The sequence below is a fragment of the Streptomyces sp. RG80 genome, from assembly GCF_040446465.1.
Lineage (GTDB): Bacteria > Actinomycetota > Actinomycetes > Streptomycetales > Streptomycetaceae > Streptomyces.
In genome coordinates this window covers 173345-189980 of record NZ_JBEAAJ010000017.1, presented here as the reverse complement: position 1 = coordinate 189980, position 16636 = coordinate 173345, and the positions used below count along the sequence as shown (strand labels likewise).

The following is a 16636-nucleotide window of genomic DNA, read 5'->3' as shown; positions in this document are numbered from 1 at the left end:
CGCGTGCACCGCGAGGCCGGGGACGCGGTCGATGACGTCCATGACGAGGCGGTAGCGGTCGAGGTCGTTGCGGACGACCATGTCGAACGGCGTGGTCGTGGTGCCGAACTCCTTGTAGCCGCGTACGTGCAGGTGCTGGTGCCCGGCACGGCGGTAGGCCAGGCGGTGGATCAGCCAGGGGTAGCCGTGGTAGGCGAAGATCACCGGCCGGTCGGTCGTGAACAGGCCGTCGTACTCGAAGTCGCTCATCCCGTGCGGGTGTTCCTCGGCGGGCAGCAGTCGGGCGATGTCGACGACGTTGACCACCCGCACGGCGAGATCCGGCAGATGCCTGCGCAGCAACCCGGCGGCGGCCAGCACCTCCTGGGTGGGGACGTCACCGGCACAGGCCAGCACCACGTCGGGTTCGCGGGTGCCGTCCTCGGTGCCCGCCCAGTCCCAGATCCCGGCGCCGCGGGCGCAGTGGGTCTTGGCCTGTTCCATGGACAGCCAGTCGAAGCAGGGCTGCTTGCCGGCGACGATCACGTTGACGTAGTCGCGGCTGCGCAGCGCGTGGTCGGCCACCGACAGCAGGGTGTTGGCGTCCGGCGGGAAGTAGACCCGTACCGCCTCGGGGCTCTTGTTGAGGATGTGGTCGACGAAGCCGGGGTCCTGGTGGGAGAAGCCGTTGTGGTCCTGGCGCCAAACGTGCGAGGTGAGCAGGTAGTTGAGGGAGGCGATGGGGGCTCGCCAGGGCAGCCCGCGGGTCACGCGCAGCCACTTGATGTGCTGGTTGACCATGGAGTCGACGATGTGGACGAAGGCCTCGTAGCAGGAGAACAGTCCGTGCCGGCCGGTCAGCAGATAGCCCTCCAGCCAGCCCTGGCAGGTGTGTTCGGACAGGATCTCCATCACCCTGCCGTGCCGTTCCAGGTGTTCGTCCACCGGCAGGGTCTGGGCCTGCCAGGCCTTGCCGCTGGCGTCGAAGACGGCCTGCAGCCGGTTCGAGGCGGTCTCGTCCGGACCCACCAGGCGGAAGTCACGGCGCGTGCGGGTCTCCCGCATGACGTGCTCCAGCAGGTCCCCGAGGACGCGGGTGGGTTCGTGCAGCGAGGTGCCGGGCTTGTCCACGGGGACGGCGTAGCGCTCCAGTTCGGGCAGGGGCAGTTCGCGCAGCAGCAGCCCGCCGTTGGCGTGCGGGGTGGCGCCCAGCCGCCGGGTTCCTTCGGGGACACAGCCCAGCACGTGTGCGCGGGGTCGCCCGTGCTCGTCGAAGAGCTCCTCCGGCTTGTACGAGCGCAGCCACTGCTCCAGCTGCCGCAGATGCTCAGGGTTGTCGCGTACGGCGGCCAGCGGAACCTGGTGGGCGCGCCAGGTGCCCTCCACCGGGAGGCCGTCGACCTCGGCGGGGCCGGTCCAGCCCTTGGGGGTGCGCAGCACGATCACCGGCCAGTGGGGGCGTTCGGCGACGCCGTCCTCGCGCGCGCTGCGCTGGATGAACGCGATGCGGTCCAGGGCGTCGTCCATCGCGGCGGCCATGGCGCGGTGGACGGTCATCGGGGCGTCGCCGGTGACGTGGATCGGGCTGTGCCCGTATCCCCGCAGCAGGGCGTCGAGTTCGGGCTCGGGCAGCCGGGCCAGCACCGTCGGGTTGGCGATCTTGTAGCCGTTGAGGTGCAGGATCGGCAGGACCGCGCCGTCGTGGACGGGGTCGAGGAACTTGTTGGAATGCCAGGACGCGGCCAGCGGGCCGGTTTCGGCTTCGCCGTCGCCGATGACGCAGGTGACCAGCAGGTCGGGGTTGTCCAGGGCTGCGCCGTAGGCGTGCGAGAGGGAGTAGCCGAGTTCGCCGCCCTCGTGGATCGAACCCGGCGTCTCGGGAGCCACATGGCTCGGCACGCCACCGGGGAACGAGAACTGCCTGAACAGCCGGCCCATGCCCTCCGCGTCCCGGGTGACGTCCGGGTAGGTCTCGCTGTAGGAGCCCTCCAGCCAGGAGTTGGCAAGAACGGCCGGCCCGCCGTGACCGGGGCCCCAGATGCACAGGGCGTCCAGGTCACGGGCCTTGACGACTCGATTGAGGTGGGTGTGGACCAGGTTGAGGCCGGGTGAGGTGCCCCAGTGGCCGAGCAGCCGCGGCTTGATGTGCTCCGGGCGCAGCGGCTCGGCCAGCAAGGGGTTGGCCATCAGGTAGATCTGGCCGACCGCCAGATAGTTCGCGGCACGCCAGTGGGCGTCGAGGGCCTTCAGTTCCTCGTCCGTGAGATCGGCGGTGGACGCCTGCGGTGTATCGACGGACATGCCCATTCCCTTCCAGGGCGGGAGTCGGGGGTCGAAGACGCTTGGCGTGGTGCGTTGTGCGCCTTTCCACACTGCGCCCGCCCACCGAGTACCCGACAGGGCCGACCGGGCCATCCCCTGGGGGCCGTTGGCCGGTCGACCGAGGGAAGGCCATCGGCCGGTCGGCGGACAGCCCGGTCGGCCCAGGCACCCATCGGCGAGGTGCTGGGCCGCCGAGCCGGCCTCCGACCGGTCAGCCCCTTGGGCCATCAGTCCGCCGACCCATCAGCCTTCCGACTCGCCGGCCTCCGCCCTGTCGGTATCCACCCGGTCGGCCGTCAGCCGGTCGGCACGAGCAGCACGGGGCAGTGCGAGCGGTGCAGCAGCGTGTGGGCCACCGGGCCGAGTCGCGGGTGCAGCCGACCGCCGTGGTGGTGGACGCCGATGACCACGAGACCGGCCTGCCGGGTGGCCTCGACCAGGGCGTGGGCGGGGCTGGTACGGACCGTGCGGGCCTCGACCGCGACCGCCGGGTACCGCTCCTCCAACTCGGCCGTGCTGAAGCGCGGCACGGCCTCCTCGGCCGCGTCCACGCGGGCCTCCTCGCGTTGGCCCGGGCTCGTGGCGGGCAGCAGCGAGGGCAGTTCGGGCGAGGCGTGCCGGTGGGCCCAGGAGTGCAGGACCCGCAGCGGGGCGCCGAGCCGCTCGGCCTCCTGGAAGGCGTGGGCGGCGGTGTCCGCGTCGGAGTCGCCCGCCAGGCCCAGCAGGACCTCGCGGCCGTCGTCGCAGCGGTGGTCGCCGCGGACGACCAGCAGCGGGGTGCGGGTGTGGGCCGCGACATGCAGGCTCACCGAGCCCAGGAGCAGGCCGGTGACCCCGCCGAGGCCGCGGCTGCCGACGACGGTGAGGAGCGCGCCCTCGCTCTCGCGCAGCAGCGCCTTTGTCGCGCCGCCCTCACGGGCCAGGGTCTCGACCGGCAGGTCGGGATGGCGGGCGCTGGTACGAGAGACGGCCGCGGCCAGGATCGGACCGGCCTCGTCCTTGTCGGGCACGGCGCAGACGACGCGCAGGGCGGCACCGCGCCGCACGGCTTCGTCCGCGGCCCGGTCCAGCGCGCGTACGGCGATCAGTGAGCCGTCGACTCCGACGACCACGTGCTGGGCAGTCATGTCACTGTTCCCTTCTCTTCCTTCAAGCCGGGAGGTCGAGGCCGTACATGGTGCGGCCGCCGACCAGTTCACGTCCGGTGACCAGTTCGGGCTCGACGCGTACGAAGACCTCCACCGGCGAGGGCGCCCAGGACCGCGGCCCCTCCCGGCGCAGCCGCTCGTGCTCGGCGGGGTCGGTCACGACGGCGGCCCGGCCGGTGACGACCACGCTCCAGCCGGAGTGCGCGACGGGGTCGACCTCGTCGGCCTCGAAGGCGACGACGGCGCCCTCGATGGCGCGGGCCAGCTCCGAGGCCGCCGACGTCCGCACCACCACGGCCTCGCCGTCCAGGGCGAAGTTGACCGGCAGGACGGCGGGCAGGGCTTTGTGCGTGTGGACGATGCGGCCGAGCGACACCCGGGCCAGCCGACGCAGACACTCCGGTCGGCCCAGTTCGCGGAAACCGTCGTTGGGGTACATGCCCCACCGCCTTTCACCCGGTGCAGCGGTATGCGGTCCATCGTCGGCCGGGCGACGGTCCGGCGAGAGGGGCCATCGGTCCCGCCCTGTGCGGAGAGCGGCCCTGCCGGGCGGGACCGTCAGGGGCGCGCCGAGCGGACCTCGTGACGTCCACGGCGGTTGGGCACGCCCTCAGCGCTCAGCCGATCGCGCGACCGGAGACGGTGTCGGGGTCGATGCGCACCCACACCTCACGCTGCCCGCCCGCCCAGGGTTCGCTGTACGCACCCTCGGCAAGCCGGCGTACGGCCTGTGGGTCCGTCACGCCCCGGGCCCGGCCGCGCACCAGCACGCTCCAGCCCCGGCCGAGTGCCTCGTCGATGTGGTCGACCTCGAAGGCGACCTGCTTGCCGATCGCCGCCTCGGCGGTGGAGCCCGCCGCGGTCCGGAACACGATCGAGCCGTCGATCACGCTGTAGTTGACGGGCAGGACCGTCGGCCCTTCGTCGGTGGTCACCGCCAGTCGGCCCACACCGTGGGTGTGCAGCCGGTGCCGGCACTCCTCGGGGCCGAGCGGCGTCGACTCGGGGTGCCGGCCCGCCTGTCCGAGGCCGGCCGGCCGGTCCGTGTCGCCGCCGGTGAGGGCGGTCACGCTGGTCTCCAGAGCGCCCGCGAGCCGGAGCAGGACGCTGCGTCCGGGAGTGGCGGCGGGGGTCTCCTCCAGATACCTGAGGTAGCTGACGGCCATCCCCGCCCGCCGGGCCGTCTCCGGCCGTGCCAGGCCGAGCTCGGTGCGACGCCGGACGATCCGGTGTCCCAGGTCGCCTCGTCCCTCCGCTGTCGGCGCGTGCGCCGTGCCGGATGCCGTGTGCTCACTCATCGCCGCTCGCCTCCTCCCGCTCTCAGGCCGTCGGAACGGCCAGCGTGTCGTGCCGCTGTCCGCCGAGCACCACCTTGAGCGCGCCGGTGTCGGCGGCCCGGGCGAAGACGTCGTAGGCCTCCTCCATCTGCTCCAGCGGGAACGTGTGGGTGACCAGGGACGCGGTGGGCAGCCGGTCGGCGGCCGCCATGCGCAGCAGCATCGGTGTGGAGGAGGTGTCGACCAGCCCGGTGGTGATCGTCACGTTCCTGATCCACAGGTCCTCCAGGTGCAGGGTGGCAGGCCTGCCGTGCACGCCGACGTTGGCGACGTGCCCGCCCGGGCGCACCATGCGGGTGCACATCTCGAAGCTCTCGGGGACCCCGACGGCCTCGATGACGACGTCGGCGCCGTGTCCGTCCGTGAGGTCGGCGATCAGCTGCTCGGGCGCCTCCGTGGCGCTCGCGACGGCGTCCGCGCCCATCCGCCGGGCGGCCTCCAGCCGGGACGCGGCGAGGTCGACGGCGATGATCCGCTCGGGCGAGTAGAGGCGGGCGGTGGCGATCGCGGCGAGTCCGACGGGGCCGGCGCCGACGACCACGACCGTGTCCCCGGGGCGTACCCGGCCGTTGAGGACGCCCACCTCGTAGGCGGTGGGGAAGATGTCGGCGAGCAGGACCGCGTCCTGGCCGCGGACGGTGCTGGGCAGCGCGTGCACGGACAGGTCGGCGTAGGGCACGCGGACGTACTCGGCCTGGGTGCCGTCGACGAGGTGGCCGAGGATCCAGCCGCCGCCTCCCTGGCACTGGCCGTAGGCGGCCTCCCGGCAGGAGCGGCAGCGGCCGCAGGCGGTGATGCAGGAGACCAGGACCCGGTCGCCGGGCCGTACAGTGCGCACGTCGGAGCCGACCTCGACGATCTCGCCGACCGCCTCGTGTCCGAGCACCGTGCCGGGCCGTACCTCGGGCACGTCGCCCTTGAGGATGTGCAGGTCCGTGCCGCAGATGGTGACCTGGTCGACGCGCACGATGGCGTCGGTGGGGTCCTTGATAGCCGGGTCCGGGACCTCCTCCCAGGCGGAGTTTCCGGGGCTGTGGAAGACGAAGCCCTTCATGACCGACCTCCCTCGGGTCTCCGGCCGCCGGTGGGCCTTCGCCGCACCGTCGCGGCCGGGCGGCGGGCGCGCTGTCGCTCCTGCCTCGCAGCTCCAGCCTCTCCCCCGATCACGCACGTCCGCTTGGGCCGGTCGGCCCGGAAGGCGCGGAGAACGGGTCGTCCGGCCCCGCCGACCCGGCCCACACGGTCGTACGGCTCGGCCTGGAGGGCATCGCGGCCGGAAGCCTTGTCACGGGGCCGGCGGCTCCCTGTCGAGGACCTCGTCCGGGGCGCGCCGTGGCGTGGCGGGGCCCTCGGGGCCGTACCCGAGGCGGATCAGGAGCTGGGCGTGGCCGGTGTGGTCGGGGTCGGGGCTCAGTTCCCGGCGCAGGTCGGGCCACTCCAGCGGCTGGTGCATCAGGGAGGCGCGCAGCCCGTGCACGGTGGCCACCAGTAGGACGTGTTCGAGTGCCTGTCCGGCGCGCAGCCAGTCGGCGCGGCGGTCGTGGCCGGTCGTCAGCAGGGCGATGGCCGGGCCGGTCTCGAAGTCCTGGGCGGGCAACCGTTCGGGGTGTCGTTGCGCGGTGAAGTCCCGCATGGGGATGCGTTCTCGCGCGTCCTGCGGACCGAGCGCCGTCTGCGGCAGACCGACGTCGGAGGGGTCGTGGGGGTCGACGTGCACCCAGCGGCGGCTTTCCGCACCGCGGTCGGGGTCGGCCCGGTTGCGCCGCTCGGCCTCCGCGGTCACACGCAGCAATCGCCCGGTCTCCTCCGCCTCGGGGAAGATGAGCGCGGCGCCTTCCGTGTGCGCCGCCTCGGTCAGTTCGGCGCGCGCGTTCTGCGGGACGGGCCGCGCGGCGAAGGGGAAGCGGCTGCTGTGCCGGCGCCAGATGGCGGGGTAGAGGTCGGTGCGGTACTCCGCGCTGTGCCGGTTGTGGGATCCCGTCAGCCGCACGGTGGCGAGCAGGCCGGCGTCCTCGGGCCGCGGCAGCAGCCGTACGACGGGTGACCAGCCGAAGTGGGCCACGGCGACGCGCAGGTTGAACACGGAGGCGCCCACCGACAGATGCAGGGCGCGGGCGACGGGGTCGGCGTGGCGCAGGCTCCGTTCGGTAGCGGCGCGCACCTCGAAGGCGCTCGTCTCCGGGTCCAGCCGGAAGCGCCACGGCTGGGTGTTGAAGAACGACGGAGCGGCCACGGCGGCCGACATGCAGGACTCCAGGGTGGAGGCGTCGAGAGGTGCCGTTCGCATGGTGTCCTCCTTCCGTGCGGGCGTCGGACGGATACCGGTGTCCTTCGAGGATGGGAGCGTGGCGCGGGCGTGGTGAGGGGCCGTTGGTCCCGCGTGGGAGGCCGATCAGGGCACGGCTGCCCCGTGCCGTGGCTCTCGTCCGGCAGGCGCACCCTCCAGGGCTGAAAGGCCCATCTCCGCCTCGGACTTGGTCCCGGTCGGCCCCGCGGCGCCGTCTGTTCGGCCCCTGTCACCGCGTGCTCCCGGCTGTCACCGTCCTGAGGGTGACCACTTCGAGGAGGTGCAGGACGATGCGTGGCAGCAGGCATACGAAGAAGACACTGTGGCGGTGGCGGAGCAACCCTCTGCGCCGACGCGACGACGTGCTGGAGGCCTGGGTCGTCCTGGCCGTCTGGGCGCTCGTGGTCCTGGGCGGCACCCTCGCCGGGACCGTGACGGCGCACGCGGCGGAGAAGTCCTTCGCCCAGCATCGCGCCGAGCGCACACCCGTGCACGCCGTGCTCGTCACGGACACCCCGCAGGCCGCCGCGAACAGCTACCGAGTCCTGGCGAAGGTCCGCTGGACCGACCAGAGCGGCACCGACCACACGGACAAGACGCTGGTGGCCCCCGGCAAGAAGGCCGGAGCCGGCCTCACCCTCTGGACGAACGCACAGGGCGAGCCGACCACCACTCCACCCGACCCGACGGAGGCGGCGATCGAGGCCGCCCTCCTGGGAGCCCTGGCGGCCCTCGCCACGGCGGGCCTCGCGTTCGGCGCCGGCGGCCTCGCCCGCTGGCGGCTGGAGCGGCGCCGCATCGACCAGTGGGGCAGGGAGTGGGACCTGGTCGGCCCGAACTGGGGCCACAAGACGGGCTGACCGACCCGCACCCGAGACGGCGCCCACCTCGCCCACGATCACCTGACCGGTGAATCGGCCCCTGGGAGCACGCCGCCGCCGATAGGGTGCCCGCCCGTGAGCGTGCCCTGACCGACGGACCCCACCTGCGGGTGCCTTCCGCCGAACAGGGCTTCCGCCCCGGACCGCCGTACCCTTCTCCGCCGCCTCCCGCTGGGCACCCGTCCAGAACCACCCCACCGGACAGCGGCCGTCATGCGACCCGCCCCGTGCTGTCCGGCCACGTTCCGTACGGCGCCCGCGGGGGCGACCAGCCCGAACCGACAGAGCCGTTGGTCCCCGGCGCGCGGGGCCCGAAACGTGGTCGGACGGCTGCTGCGCGGTAAGGGCGGCACCATCAAGCGGGTCGCCGAGCATCTCAACCCGCGCGTCGCCCGGATCGCCGCGCTGCCCGAGCCGACCGAACGCGAGCGCACCCAGTGGTACTTCCAGCGCTACGTCGAGCATCTGCCGGCCGCCGGGGAGATCGTGCTGTTCGACCGCTCCTGGTACAACCGGGCCGGCGTCGAGCACGTGATGGGCTTCTGCACCAAGGAGGAGTACCAGCTGTTCCTGCGCCAGTGCCCGGTCTTCGAGCGGATGCTGGTCGAGGACGGGATCCTGTTGCGCAAGTACTGGTTCTCGGTGAGCGACACCGAGCAGCAGGAGCGGTTCCGGCGCCGCCTGGAGGATCCGCTGCGGCGCTGGAAGCTGTCCCCGATGGACCTGGAGTCCATCAGCCGCTGGGAGGCGTACTCGCGCGCCAAGGACGAGATGCTGGTCCACACCGACGTCGTCGAGGCGCCCTGGTACGTCGTGGAGAGCGACGACAAGAAGCGCGCCCGGCTGAACACGATCGCCCATCTGCTGGACTCGGTGCCCTACCACGAGGTACCGCCGCCGGTCCCGGAACTGCCGAAGCGGCCGCCGCCGACCGGGTACGGGCGCCCGCCGCGTGATCTCCAGAAGCACGTCCCGGATCACGCGGCGGGCCTGTGACTCACGCCCGGTGCGGTACGACGGCCACCGCGCAGGGCGAGTGGTGCAGTGCCGTGTGGGTGACGCGGCCCAGCTGCAGCCCGATGAGCCCGCTGCGCCGCTCGGCCCCGACGACCAGCAGGTCGGCGCCGTGCGCGGCGTCCATCAGCACCCGGCGGGCGGGTCCCTCGACGGTACGGCGGCGCACCTCGACGTCCGGCGGGGCGTCCCGCAGGGCCTCGGCGAGGACCTTCTCGGCCTGCTCCTCGTGGAGCCGGGCCGGGGCGTCGGACAGCAGCGGGTGGTCGGTGCTCTCGTGCGCGGGGCACCGCCAGGCCCGTACGGCCTCCACGGGGACACCGCGGCGCCGGGCCTCCTCGTAGGCGAAGCGCAGCGCCACCCGCTCCTGCGGGTGTTCGCCGACCCCCACGACCACGCGTCCCTCGCGGCCTCGGGAGGCCCGGTTGTCGTGGTTGCCGCGCAAGACGATCACCGGGCAGTCGGCGTGGGCGGCGGCCGTCAGGCTGACCGAGCCCAGGAGGAGTTCCGCCATGCCGCTCCGGCCGCGGCTGCCCACCACCAGGACGGACGCGTTGCGACCCTCGTGGACCAGGACGTACTCGGGCTCCTCGAACACCACGTCGGTGCTGACCTTCAGATCGGGATGCCGGGCGTGGACGCGGCGGGTGGCGCCGGCGACCACGTCCTGGGGCAGCACTTCCTCGGACGGCTTGCCGAGTTCGTGGGCGAGGGCGGCGCCTTCGTAGCGGTCCCACCGGCAGGCGTACACCACCCGCAGCGGCACCCCGCGCAGTGCGGCCTCGTCGGCCGCGAAGTCCGCGGCGCGCAGGCTCGGTTCGGAGCCGTCGACACCGACGACGACGGGCAGTTCCACCGTGCTCACCTCCCTGTTCCGAGGTCGAAGACGACGCGTGCCGTGACCTGGCCGCGCAGGACGTCCTCGATGGACTGGTTGACGGATTCCAGCGGCCGGGTCTCACTGATGACCCGGGTCCGGCCGGCCGCGTGGAGTTCGAAGACCTCGGTGAGGTCCTGCCGGGTCCCGACGATCGAACCGATCACGCTCGTGCCGTTCAGGACGGTGTCGAAGATCGGTACCTGGATCGTGCCGTGCGCGGGAAGCGCGACCATGACGAGCTTCCCGCCGCGCCGCAGCCCGGAGTTGACGGCGGCGAAGGCGTCCTCGTTGACGGCAAGGGCGATCGCCGCGTGGGCGCCGCCGTGGCTCTTGAGCACCGCGCCCACGTCCTCCTTGCGGGCGTCGATGACGATGTCGGCGCCGAGCTCGGCGGCGAGTTCGAGCTTGTCGTCGGTGACGTCGATCGCGGCGACGGTGGCACCGGCGATCTTCGCGTACTGCACGGCGAGGTGACCGAGTCCGCCGACACCGGAGACAGCGACGAGCTGTGCGGGCCGGACTCCGGCGACCTTCAGTGCCTTGTACGTGGTGACACCGGCGCAGGTGAGCGGGGCGGCGTCGACGGCGCTGACGCCCTCGGGCACCGGCTGCGCGAAGTCGGCCCAGGCCAGCATCTTCTCGGCGTAACCGCCGTCGCAGCCGTACCCGGTGTTGATCTGCTGCTCGCACAGGGTCTCCCAGCCGGACAGGCAGTGCTCGCACCGCCCGCAGGCCTTGCCCAGCCAGGGCACCGCGACGCGCTGACCGAGGCTGAGGTGGGTGACGCCGTCACCGAGCTTCTCGACGAGGCCGACGCCCTCGTGGCCCGGTACGAACGGCGGATTCGGCTTGACGGGCCAGTCGCCGTGGGCGGCGTGGATGTCGGTGTGGCACAGCCCGGAGGCCTCGACCCGGATACGGACCTGGCCGGGCCCGGGCTCGGGGTCGGGGCGCTCCTCGATGACGAGCGGCTTGCCGAATGCTCGTACGACGGCTGCCTTCATGGGGTCAACTCCTCGGTGACTGACGTCAGTTGTGGGCGACGACCGCGACCGGCGCCGCGGCGTGGTGCAGGACGGCGTGGGCGACGGGGCCGATGTGGGCGCCGAGCGGGCTGCGCCGGACGCGGCGGCCGACGACGACCAGGGAGGCCTCACGGGCGGCGTCCACCAGCTGGTTGCCGGGGCTGCCGGACCGGGACTCCTCTGTGACCTCGACGTCCGGGTACTTCTGCCGCCAGGGCCGCAGCGCCTCGGTCAGCGTCGCGGCCTGCTGCCGGGAGATCTCGGCGTGCAGGTCGAGGTCGACGGAGAGTCCGTAGACGTAGTACGGCGGCAGATTCCACCCGTACAGGGCCCGCAGTCCGGTCGAGCGCCGGGCGGCCTCCTCGAAGGCGAACCCGATCACCGTCTCGTCGGGCTTGTGCGCGTCGAGGCCGAGGACGACAGGCCGGAACGGCGTGGCGGCCGACGGGATGCCGGCCGGGTCGTTCTCGTGCTCGTCGGCGGCCTGTTCCCCGGCGCGGACCAGGACAACGGGCCGTTCGGCGTGCGCGACGACGGACAGGCCGACGGAGCCGATCATGAACCCGCCGATGCCGCTCAGACCGCGGGAGCCGAGCACCAGGAGTTCGGCGTCCTCGGCCACCTTGGTGAGGACCTCTGCGGGCCCGCCGGTCAGTTGCTCCATGGTCACCTCGAGGCCGGGGTGCCGGGCCCGGATGCCCTGGGCGGCCTCGCGCGGGATGCGCTCGGTCCAGTGCTGCTGGGTCTCGGCACCGAGCAGGGGCGCCTGGGCGATGGGGTCCGGCACGGGCTCCCAGACCTGGACGATCTTCAACGGCAGGCCGCGCAGCTTCGCCTCGCGGGCCGCCCATTCGGCGGCGGCCCGGCTCTCTGCGGAGCCGTCGAGACCTGCGACAACGGTGCGCACCATGGTTCTGCCTCCTGATCGGTGTGTGGCTTCAGCCTCGTCCCGCCAGGCACGCGAGGTGCAGGGGCCGCAGGTCCCCGACCGGGGCCGACCGGCCCAAAATCCGTGGTGCCCGTCGGTTCCCCCGGGGCTGGTCGGCCTCTTCCCGCGCGGGCCCGCGCGGCCCAATCTGTACTCCTCGGCCAAGCGATCACGGCCGTCTCGGGAAACGCTGAGGACAGCAGGGAAAGGAGCCCCATGACCCACGGCTCGGGCGACATCCGGTCGGCGTGGCGCCGCCACGCACCCGGTCTCGCCGCGCTGATCGGCTACCGCCGCTCCTGGCTGCGCGGCGATCTGCTGGCCGGGGTGACCGTGGCCGCGTATCTCGTGCCGCAGGTGATGGCGTACGCGGGCGTGGCGGGGCTGCCGCCGGTCGCCGGGCTGTGGGCGATCCTGCCGGCGCTCGGCCTGTACGCCGTGCTGGGCTCGTCCCGGCTGCTGTCGGTCGGCCCCGAGTCGACGACCGCGCTGATGACGGCGGCCGTGGTGGCTCCCCTGGCCGGCGCCGATCCCGACCGTTACGCCACGCTGGCCGCCACGCTCGCGGTCACCGTGGGGCTGCTGTGTCTGGCGGCCCGGCTGCTGCGGCTCGGGTTCGTCGCCGATCTGTTGTCCCGGCCGGTCCTGATCGGTTATCTGGCGGGCGTGGCCCTGATCATGATCGTGGACCAGCTACCGAAACTGACGGGCGTGGACACGGAGGGCTCGCGCTTCTTCCCTCAACTGTGGTCGTTCGTCACCGACTTGCCGTCGGCGCACCCGGCCACCACGGTCTTCTCCGCGATCGCGGTGGCGTTCCTGTTCACGGTGGCGCGCCTGTTCCGCACAGTGCCGGGCCCGATGCTGCTGGTGGTGCTCGGCACCGCGGCCGTGGCCGCCCTGGACCTCGACGACCGATACGGCATCAAGGTCATCGGCGAGGTCCCCTCCGGTCTGCCCGCGGTCGCGGCACCGGACCTCACCGAACTGCCGCCCCTGGTGCTGCCCGCCCTGGGCGTCCTCCTCGTCGCCTACACGGACGTCATCCTCACCGCACGCGCCTTCGCCGGCCAGGACGAGCGGAGCCGTCCGCTCGACGCCGACCAGGAGTTCCTGGCGCTGGGCGCGGTGAACCTCGGGTCCGGCTGGCTCCAGGGCTTCCCGGTCAGCAGCAGCGCCAGCCGTACCGCGCTGGCCGCCTCGGCAGGCGCCAAGAGCCCGGCGTACTCACTGATCGCGGGGGCGGCCGTGCTCGCCGTCCTGCTGTTCCTCAGCCCGCTGCTGACCCGCATGCCGTCGGCGGTGCTCGGCGCGCTCGTCGTCTACGCGGCGGTCCGCATGATAGACCTGACGGGCTTCGCCCGGCTGGCCGCCTTCCGGCGCCGCGAACTGCTGCTGTCCGTCGGCTGCCTGGTCGGGGTGCTCGCGCTGGATCTGCTGTACGGCGTGCTGGTCGCCGTCGGCCTGTCCGTCGCCGAACTGCTCAGCCGGGTCGCCCGCCCGCACGACGCGGTGGAGGGGGTGGTGCCCGGGGTGGCCGGCATGCACGACGTGGACGACTATCCGCAGGCCCGGACGATCCCCGGGCTGCTGGTCTACCGCTACGACTCACCGCTGTTCTTCGCCAACGCACAGGACTTCCACCGCCGCGCCCTGGCCGCCGTCGACCAACAGACCGGCCCCGTCCGCTGGTTCGTCCTCAACACCGAGGCGAACGTCGAGGTCGACATCACCGCCCTGGACGCGGTCGACGACCTGCGCCGCGAACTCACCCACCGCGGGATCGTGTTCGCCCTCGCCCGGGTCAAGCAGGATCTGCTGGACGACCTGGAGGCGTACGGGCTGGTGGAGTCGGTGGGCAGGGAGCGGATCTTCCCGACCCTGCCGACCGCCGTGGCGGCGTACCGGAGTTGGTGCCGCGAGCACTGACCGATCAGGTTCAGACGACGGGAAGGCCCGGCCGTACCAGGGTGCCGGAGCGGCCGTGGACGATCTCGTACGCCGCGTCCAGCGCCCCGATCGCGGCAAGCTGGCCTGTCCTCTCGACGAACCGGGCGGCGGCCTCAGCCTTCGGGCCCATCGAGTCGGCGGCGTAGTGCGCGGCGCGGAGTTCGGCGGGCGTGGCGTCGAGGACGGGCTGCCGGTCGGGGGTGCCGTGCCGGGCGTAGATGTGGGGGACGTCGGTGAGGAGGAGCAGGAAGTCGGCCTTCAGGTCCTCGGCCAGCTGGGCGGCGGCGAGGTCCCGGTCGACGACCGCCTCGGCACCGCTCAGCGCGCCGGTCGCCCGGTCGGAGACGACGGGTATGCCTCCGCCGCCCGCGCAGACCACCACGGTCCCCGTCTCCAGCAGGACCCGGACCGTGTCGCACTCCAGGATCCGCTCGGGCTTCGGAGCGGCGACGACCCACCGTCGGCCGCCCGGGGCCTCGGCCATCCGCCAGCCGTGCTTCGACGCCAGGAAGTCGGCGACCTCGGGCGGGTAGGCCGGCCCGACCAGCGCGGTGGGGCGCCCGAAGGCGGGGTCGTCGGCCCGCACCTGGGTGTGGGTGACCAGCGCGGCCACCCGCCGTCCGGGCAGCGCGTCCCGCAGCCCGCGCACCAGGAGGGTGCCGATCAGGCCCTGTGTCTGGGCGCCGAGCAGATCCAGCGGACAGGGGGTGCCGGGCGACGGGTCGGCGGTGCTCTCGGCGGCGAGCAGGGCGAGCTGGGCCCCGTTGCCGTGGGTCACGACGAGGTCGTGCTCGTGGGCGAGGGCGGCGACGGCGGTGGCGACCCGGACGACGTTCGTCCGCTCGACGTCCGCGCCGGGCCGTTCACCGCGGCGCAGCAGGGCGTTGCCCCCGAGGGCGACGACGATACGCATGCTCGGCTCCTTGTGCCCGAGAAGTGGACTCCCGCCCCCATCGAACGGCGTCCCGCCAGCCCGTCGCAGGGTGCTGAACGGCATCGGCGGGCCGCCGGGCGGCCCCGCACCGGGGCCGGGTGGCCCATGGCCGGGCCGGGTGCCGGGCGGCCACGCTGGAGGTGACAGCTCCCTACGCCTTCCCGGAGGCGCGATTCGCTGGAGGCACGTCATGAACGCTCCCGCCAAGACGAGCATGCCGCGGGCGCTGCCCGCCGAGCATCGGGACCGCCTGATGGGGATCGCCCGTGAGGTGTCGTTCCCCGAGGGCGTCCGGCTCTTCGAGGAGGGTGCGCGCGCCGACCGGTTCTGGATCATCCGGACCGGCACGGTCGACCTCGACATGCGCGTCCCCGGCCGCCGGGCCGCCGTCATCGAGTCCCTCGGGCACAACGACCTCATCGGCTGGTCCTGGCTGTACGCCCCGTACGCCTGGCACCTGGGCGCGGGAACCGCCTCGCCGGTGCGGGCCTACGAGTTCGACGCCGACGCGGTCCGCGCGCTGTGCCAGGACGACCCCGCGTTCGGCCGGAGCATCGCCCGCTGGGTGGGCGAGGTCGTCGCCCACCGACTCCAGGCCGCCCGCACCCGGCTGCTCGACCTGTACGGCCCCTACGGCAGCGGAATCCGGGGCTGACCTCACCTTTTCCGACCCAAGGAGCATCCCGTGTCCGGTTCCCCGCACATCGTCAGTGACGTCATGACCTCCGATGTGGCCACCGTCGGCCTCGACGCCGCCTTCAAGGACATCGTGCGCCTCATGCAGGACCGCAAGGTCAGCGCCCTGCCCGTGGTGGACGGCGGCGGCCGGGTCGTCGGGATCGTGTCCGAGGCCGATCTGCTGCCCAAGGAGGAGTTCCGCGACAGCGACCCCGACCGCTACACGCAGCTGCGCCGGCTGTCCGACCTCGCCAAGGCCGGTTCGGTCACCGCGGGCGAGCTGATGACCTCCCCCGCCCTCACCGCCGAGCCCGGCATGACACTCGCGCAGGCCGCCCGGACGATGGCACGCGCCAAGGTCAAGCGACTGCCCGTCGTCGACGACACCGGCCGGCCGACGGGGATCGTCAGCCGCGCGGACCTGCTGAAGGTGTTCCTGAGGCCCGACGAGGACATCGCCGAGGAGGTTCGGCGGGAGGTCGTCGCCTATCTCTTCCCCACCGCGGCCTCCGCGGTCCGGGTCGAGGTCGGCGAGGGCGTCGTCCGGCTGAGCGGCCGGGTCCGGGACAAGTCCCTGGTGCCGGTGGCCGCGCGGCTGGTGCGTGCGGTGGAGGGCGTCGTGGACATCGAGTTCGAGCTCGACGAGGGCCGCGGCTGATCCCCGGCCTCCCCGTTCACCCGTAACCCAGTCTCCCGGCCGCCCGGGCGACTGGGTTCGCCGCGTGGTCACCGTGTGTGAGTGGGGCCGGTCGGCCCTAGTGCATTCGTTGCCGGCGAGTGACGATCGTTGACACGGCGGCCCGCAGTCCGCCGCTCCACCGGGGCACAAGGGGTCGACATGACCGAGGCACGCACCTTTTCGGCACAGGACCCGATCCGCGTCTTCCTGCTGGACGATCACGAGGTCGTCCGGCGTGGCCTGTGCGACCTGCTGGATGCTCGACCCGGCGACGACGGCCCGGCTGATGCGCTCGCTGCGCACCGAGCCCGGCGAAGCCCCGGCCGAGGCGCCCGAGCTGGTCGGCCTCTCACCGCGCGAGCGGGAGATCCTCGCCCTGATCGGCGACGGCCTGACCAACCGTGAGATCGGCAAGCGGCTCTACCTGTCCGAGAAGACGATCAAGAACCACATCTCCCGTCTCCTGGCCAAGCTGGGCGTCCAACGCCGCGTCCAGGCCGCGGTACTGGCCACCCACCTGGAGCATCCCGCGACGACCGGGGACCGCCCGTCGCGGTGACGCCGGGGCCACCGACCGCTGGAGGCCACGCGCAC

At 73.1% G+C, this 16636-nt stretch carries 15 protein-coding genes and 1 pseudogene; 6 read left to right on the top strand and 10 right to left on the bottom strand.

Annotation, left to right across the window (positions count from 1 at the left end; all coding sequences use genetic code 11):
* The 6 genes from ABKA17_RS43875 to ABKA17_RS43850 all read right to left on the bottom strand — a co-directional run.
* Positions 1 to 2280 (bottom strand): phosphoketolase family protein (locus ABKA17_RS43875; protein WP_353698024.1); only part of this gene is annotated, 2280 nt, incomplete at its 3' end.
* A gap of 317 nt (positions 2281 to 2597) precedes the next feature.
* The gene (locus ABKA17_RS43870; RefSeq protein WP_353698023.1) at positions 2598 to 3428 is read right to left on the bottom strand and encodes a universal stress protein; all 831 of its coding nucleotides are present in this window, start codon (positions 3426 to 3428) and stop codon (positions 2598 to 2600) included.
* A 22-nt stretch (positions 3429 to 3450) separates the two neighbouring features.
* Positions 3451 to 3888, bottom strand: a complete 438-nt coding sequence (locus ABKA17_RS43865) for a pyridoxamine 5'-phosphate oxidase family protein (RefSeq protein ID WP_353698022.1) — start codon at positions 3886 to 3888, stop codon at positions 3451 to 3453.
* 178 nt (positions 3889 to 4066) lie between these two features.
* The gene (locus tag ABKA17_RS43860) at positions 4067 to 4747 is read right to left on the bottom strand and encodes a helix-turn-helix domain-containing protein (protein ID WP_353698021.1); all 681 of its coding nucleotides are present in this window, start codon (positions 4745 to 4747) and stop codon (positions 4067 to 4069) included.
* 22 nt (positions 4748 to 4769) lie between these two features.
* Positions 4770 to 5840 carry a zinc-dependent alcohol dehydrogenase family protein gene (locus ABKA17_RS43855; RefSeq protein ID WP_353698020.1) on the bottom strand — a complete coding sequence of 357 codons (1071 nt, stop codon included), beginning with the start codon at positions 5838 to 5840 and terminating at the stop codon, positions 4770 to 4772.
* Between the two features lie 231 nt (positions 5841 to 6071).
* On the bottom strand, positions 6072 to 7073 hold the full coding sequence (locus tag ABKA17_RS43850) for an Acg family FMN-binding oxidoreductase (RefSeq protein ID WP_353698019.1): 1002 nt from the start codon (positions 7071 to 7073) through the stop codon (positions 6072 to 6074).
* 290 nt (positions 7074 to 7363) lie between these two features.
* On the opposite strand from ABKA17_RS43850, the gene ABKA17_RS43845 reads away from it, so the two are divergent.
* A complete protein-coding gene (locus tag ABKA17_RS43845) occupies positions 7364 to 7933 on the top strand; it encodes an Rv1733c family protein (RefSeq protein WP_353698018.1) in 570 nt (189 codons plus the stop codon).
* Between the two features lie 312 nt (positions 7934 to 8245).
* Positions 8246 to 8950: pseudogene (gene ppk2, locus ABKA17_RS43840) on the top strand (polyphosphate kinase 2); the annotation flags it as partial.
* A gap of 1 nt (position 8951) precedes the next feature.
* On the opposite strand, the gene ABKA17_RS43835 reads toward ppk2, so the two are convergent.
* From ABKA17_RS43835 to ABKA17_RS43825, 3 genes are read right to left on the bottom strand one after another with little or no spacing between them, the layout of a single operon-like run.
* Positions 8952 to 9833: a universal stress protein gene (locus tag ABKA17_RS43835; protein ID WP_353698017.1), complete on the bottom strand. Its 882-nt coding sequence runs from the start codon at positions 9831 to 9833 to the stop codon at positions 8952 to 8954.
* Entirely contained in the window at positions 9830 to 10852 is a 1023-nt protein-coding gene (locus tag ABKA17_RS43830) for a zinc-dependent alcohol dehydrogenase (RefSeq protein ID WP_353698016.1), read from the bottom strand. The genes ABKA17_RS43835 and ABKA17_RS43830 overlap by 4 nt, the downstream gene beginning before the upstream one ends.
* 25 nt (positions 10853 to 10877) lie before the next feature.
* Complete coding sequence (locus ABKA17_RS43825; protein WP_353698015.1) at positions 10878 to 11783, bottom strand: universal stress protein; 906 nt, start codon at positions 11781 to 11783, stop codon at positions 10878 to 10880.
* A gap of 234 nt (positions 11784 to 12017) precedes the next feature.
* On the opposite strand from ABKA17_RS43825, the gene ABKA17_RS43820 reads away from it, so the two are divergent.
* Entirely contained in the window at positions 12018 to 13730 is a 1713-nt protein-coding gene (locus ABKA17_RS43820) for a SulP family inorganic anion transporter (protein ID WP_353698014.1), read from the top strand.
* A gap of 10 nt (positions 13731 to 13740) precedes the next feature.
* On the opposite strand, the gene ABKA17_RS43815 is transcribed toward ABKA17_RS43820, so the two are convergent.
* Positions 13741 to 14664: an amino acid kinase family protein gene (locus ABKA17_RS43815; protein ID WP_353698013.1), complete on the bottom strand. Its 924-nt coding sequence runs from the start codon at positions 14662 to 14664 to the stop codon at positions 13741 to 13743.
* Positions 14665 to 14875: 211 nt separating this feature from the next.
* Between ABKA17_RS43815 and ABKA17_RS43810 the strand changes: the two genes are divergently transcribed.
* From ABKA17_RS43810 to ABKA17_RS43800, 3 genes are all read left to right on the top strand, one after another.
* Complete coding sequence (locus ABKA17_RS43810; RefSeq protein WP_353698012.1) at positions 14876 to 15340, top strand: Crp/Fnr family transcriptional regulator; 465 nt, start codon at positions 14876 to 14878, stop codon at positions 15338 to 15340.
* A 30-nt stretch (positions 15341 to 15370) separates the two neighbouring features.
* Positions 15371 to 16021, top strand: a complete 651-nt coding sequence (locus ABKA17_RS43805) for a CBS domain-containing protein (RefSeq protein ID WP_353698011.1) — start codon at positions 15371 to 15373, stop codon at positions 16019 to 16021.
* A gap of 256 nt (positions 16022 to 16277) precedes the next feature.
* Positions 16278 to 16601, top strand: coding sequence for a response regulator transcription factor (locus ABKA17_RS43800; RefSeq protein ID WP_502994538.1), 324 nt, complete (start codon positions 16278 to 16280; stop codon positions 16599 to 16601).
* The last annotated feature ends 35 nt before the right edge of the window (positions 16602 to 16636 follow it).

Excerpts from the sequence above, each read along its gene's own strand:
- ABKA17_RS43870 (WP_353698023.1), bottom strand. The coding sequence starts at position 3,428 with ATGACTGCCCAGCACGTGGTCGTCGGAGTCGACGGCTCACTGATCGCC.
- ABKA17_RS43865 (WP_353698022.1), bottom strand. The coding sequence starts at position 3,888 with ATGTACCCCAACGACGGTTTCCGCGAACTGGGCCGACCGGAGTGTCTG.
- ABKA17_RS43860 (WP_353698021.1), bottom strand. The coding sequence starts at position 4,747 with ATGAGTGAGCACACGGCATCCGGCACGGCGCACGCGCCGACAGCGGAG.
- ABKA17_RS43855 (WP_353698020.1), bottom strand. The coding sequence starts at position 5,840 with ATGAAGGGCTTCGTCTTCCACAGCCCCGGAAACTCCGCCTGGGAGGAG.
- ABKA17_RS43850 (WP_353698019.1), bottom strand. The coding sequence starts at position 7,073 with ATGCGAACGGCACCTCTCGACGCCTCCACCCTGGAGTCCTGCATGTCG.
- ABKA17_RS43845 (WP_353698018.1), top strand. The coding sequence starts at position 7,364 with ATGCGTGGCAGCAGGCATACGAAGAAGACACTGTGGCGGTGGCGGAGC.
- ABKA17_RS43830 (WP_353698016.1), bottom strand. The coding sequence starts at position 10,852 with ATGAAGGCAGCCGTCGTACGAGCATTCGGCAAGCCGCTCGTCATCGAG.
- ABKA17_RS43825 (WP_353698015.1), bottom strand. The coding sequence starts at position 11,783 with ATGGTGCGCACCGTTGTCGCAGGTCTCGACGGCTCCGCAGAGAGCCGG.
- ABKA17_RS43820 (WP_353698014.1), top strand. The coding sequence starts at position 12,018 with ATGACCCACGGCTCGGGCGACATCCGGTCGGCGTGGCGCCGCCACGCA.
- ABKA17_RS43815 (WP_353698013.1), bottom strand. The coding sequence starts at position 14,664 with ATGCGTATCGTCGTCGCCCTCGGGGGCAACGCCCTGCTGCGCCGCGGT.
- ABKA17_RS43810 (WP_353698012.1), top strand. The coding sequence starts at position 14,876 with ATGAACGCTCCCGCCAAGACGAGCATGCCGCGGGCGCTGCCCGCCGAG.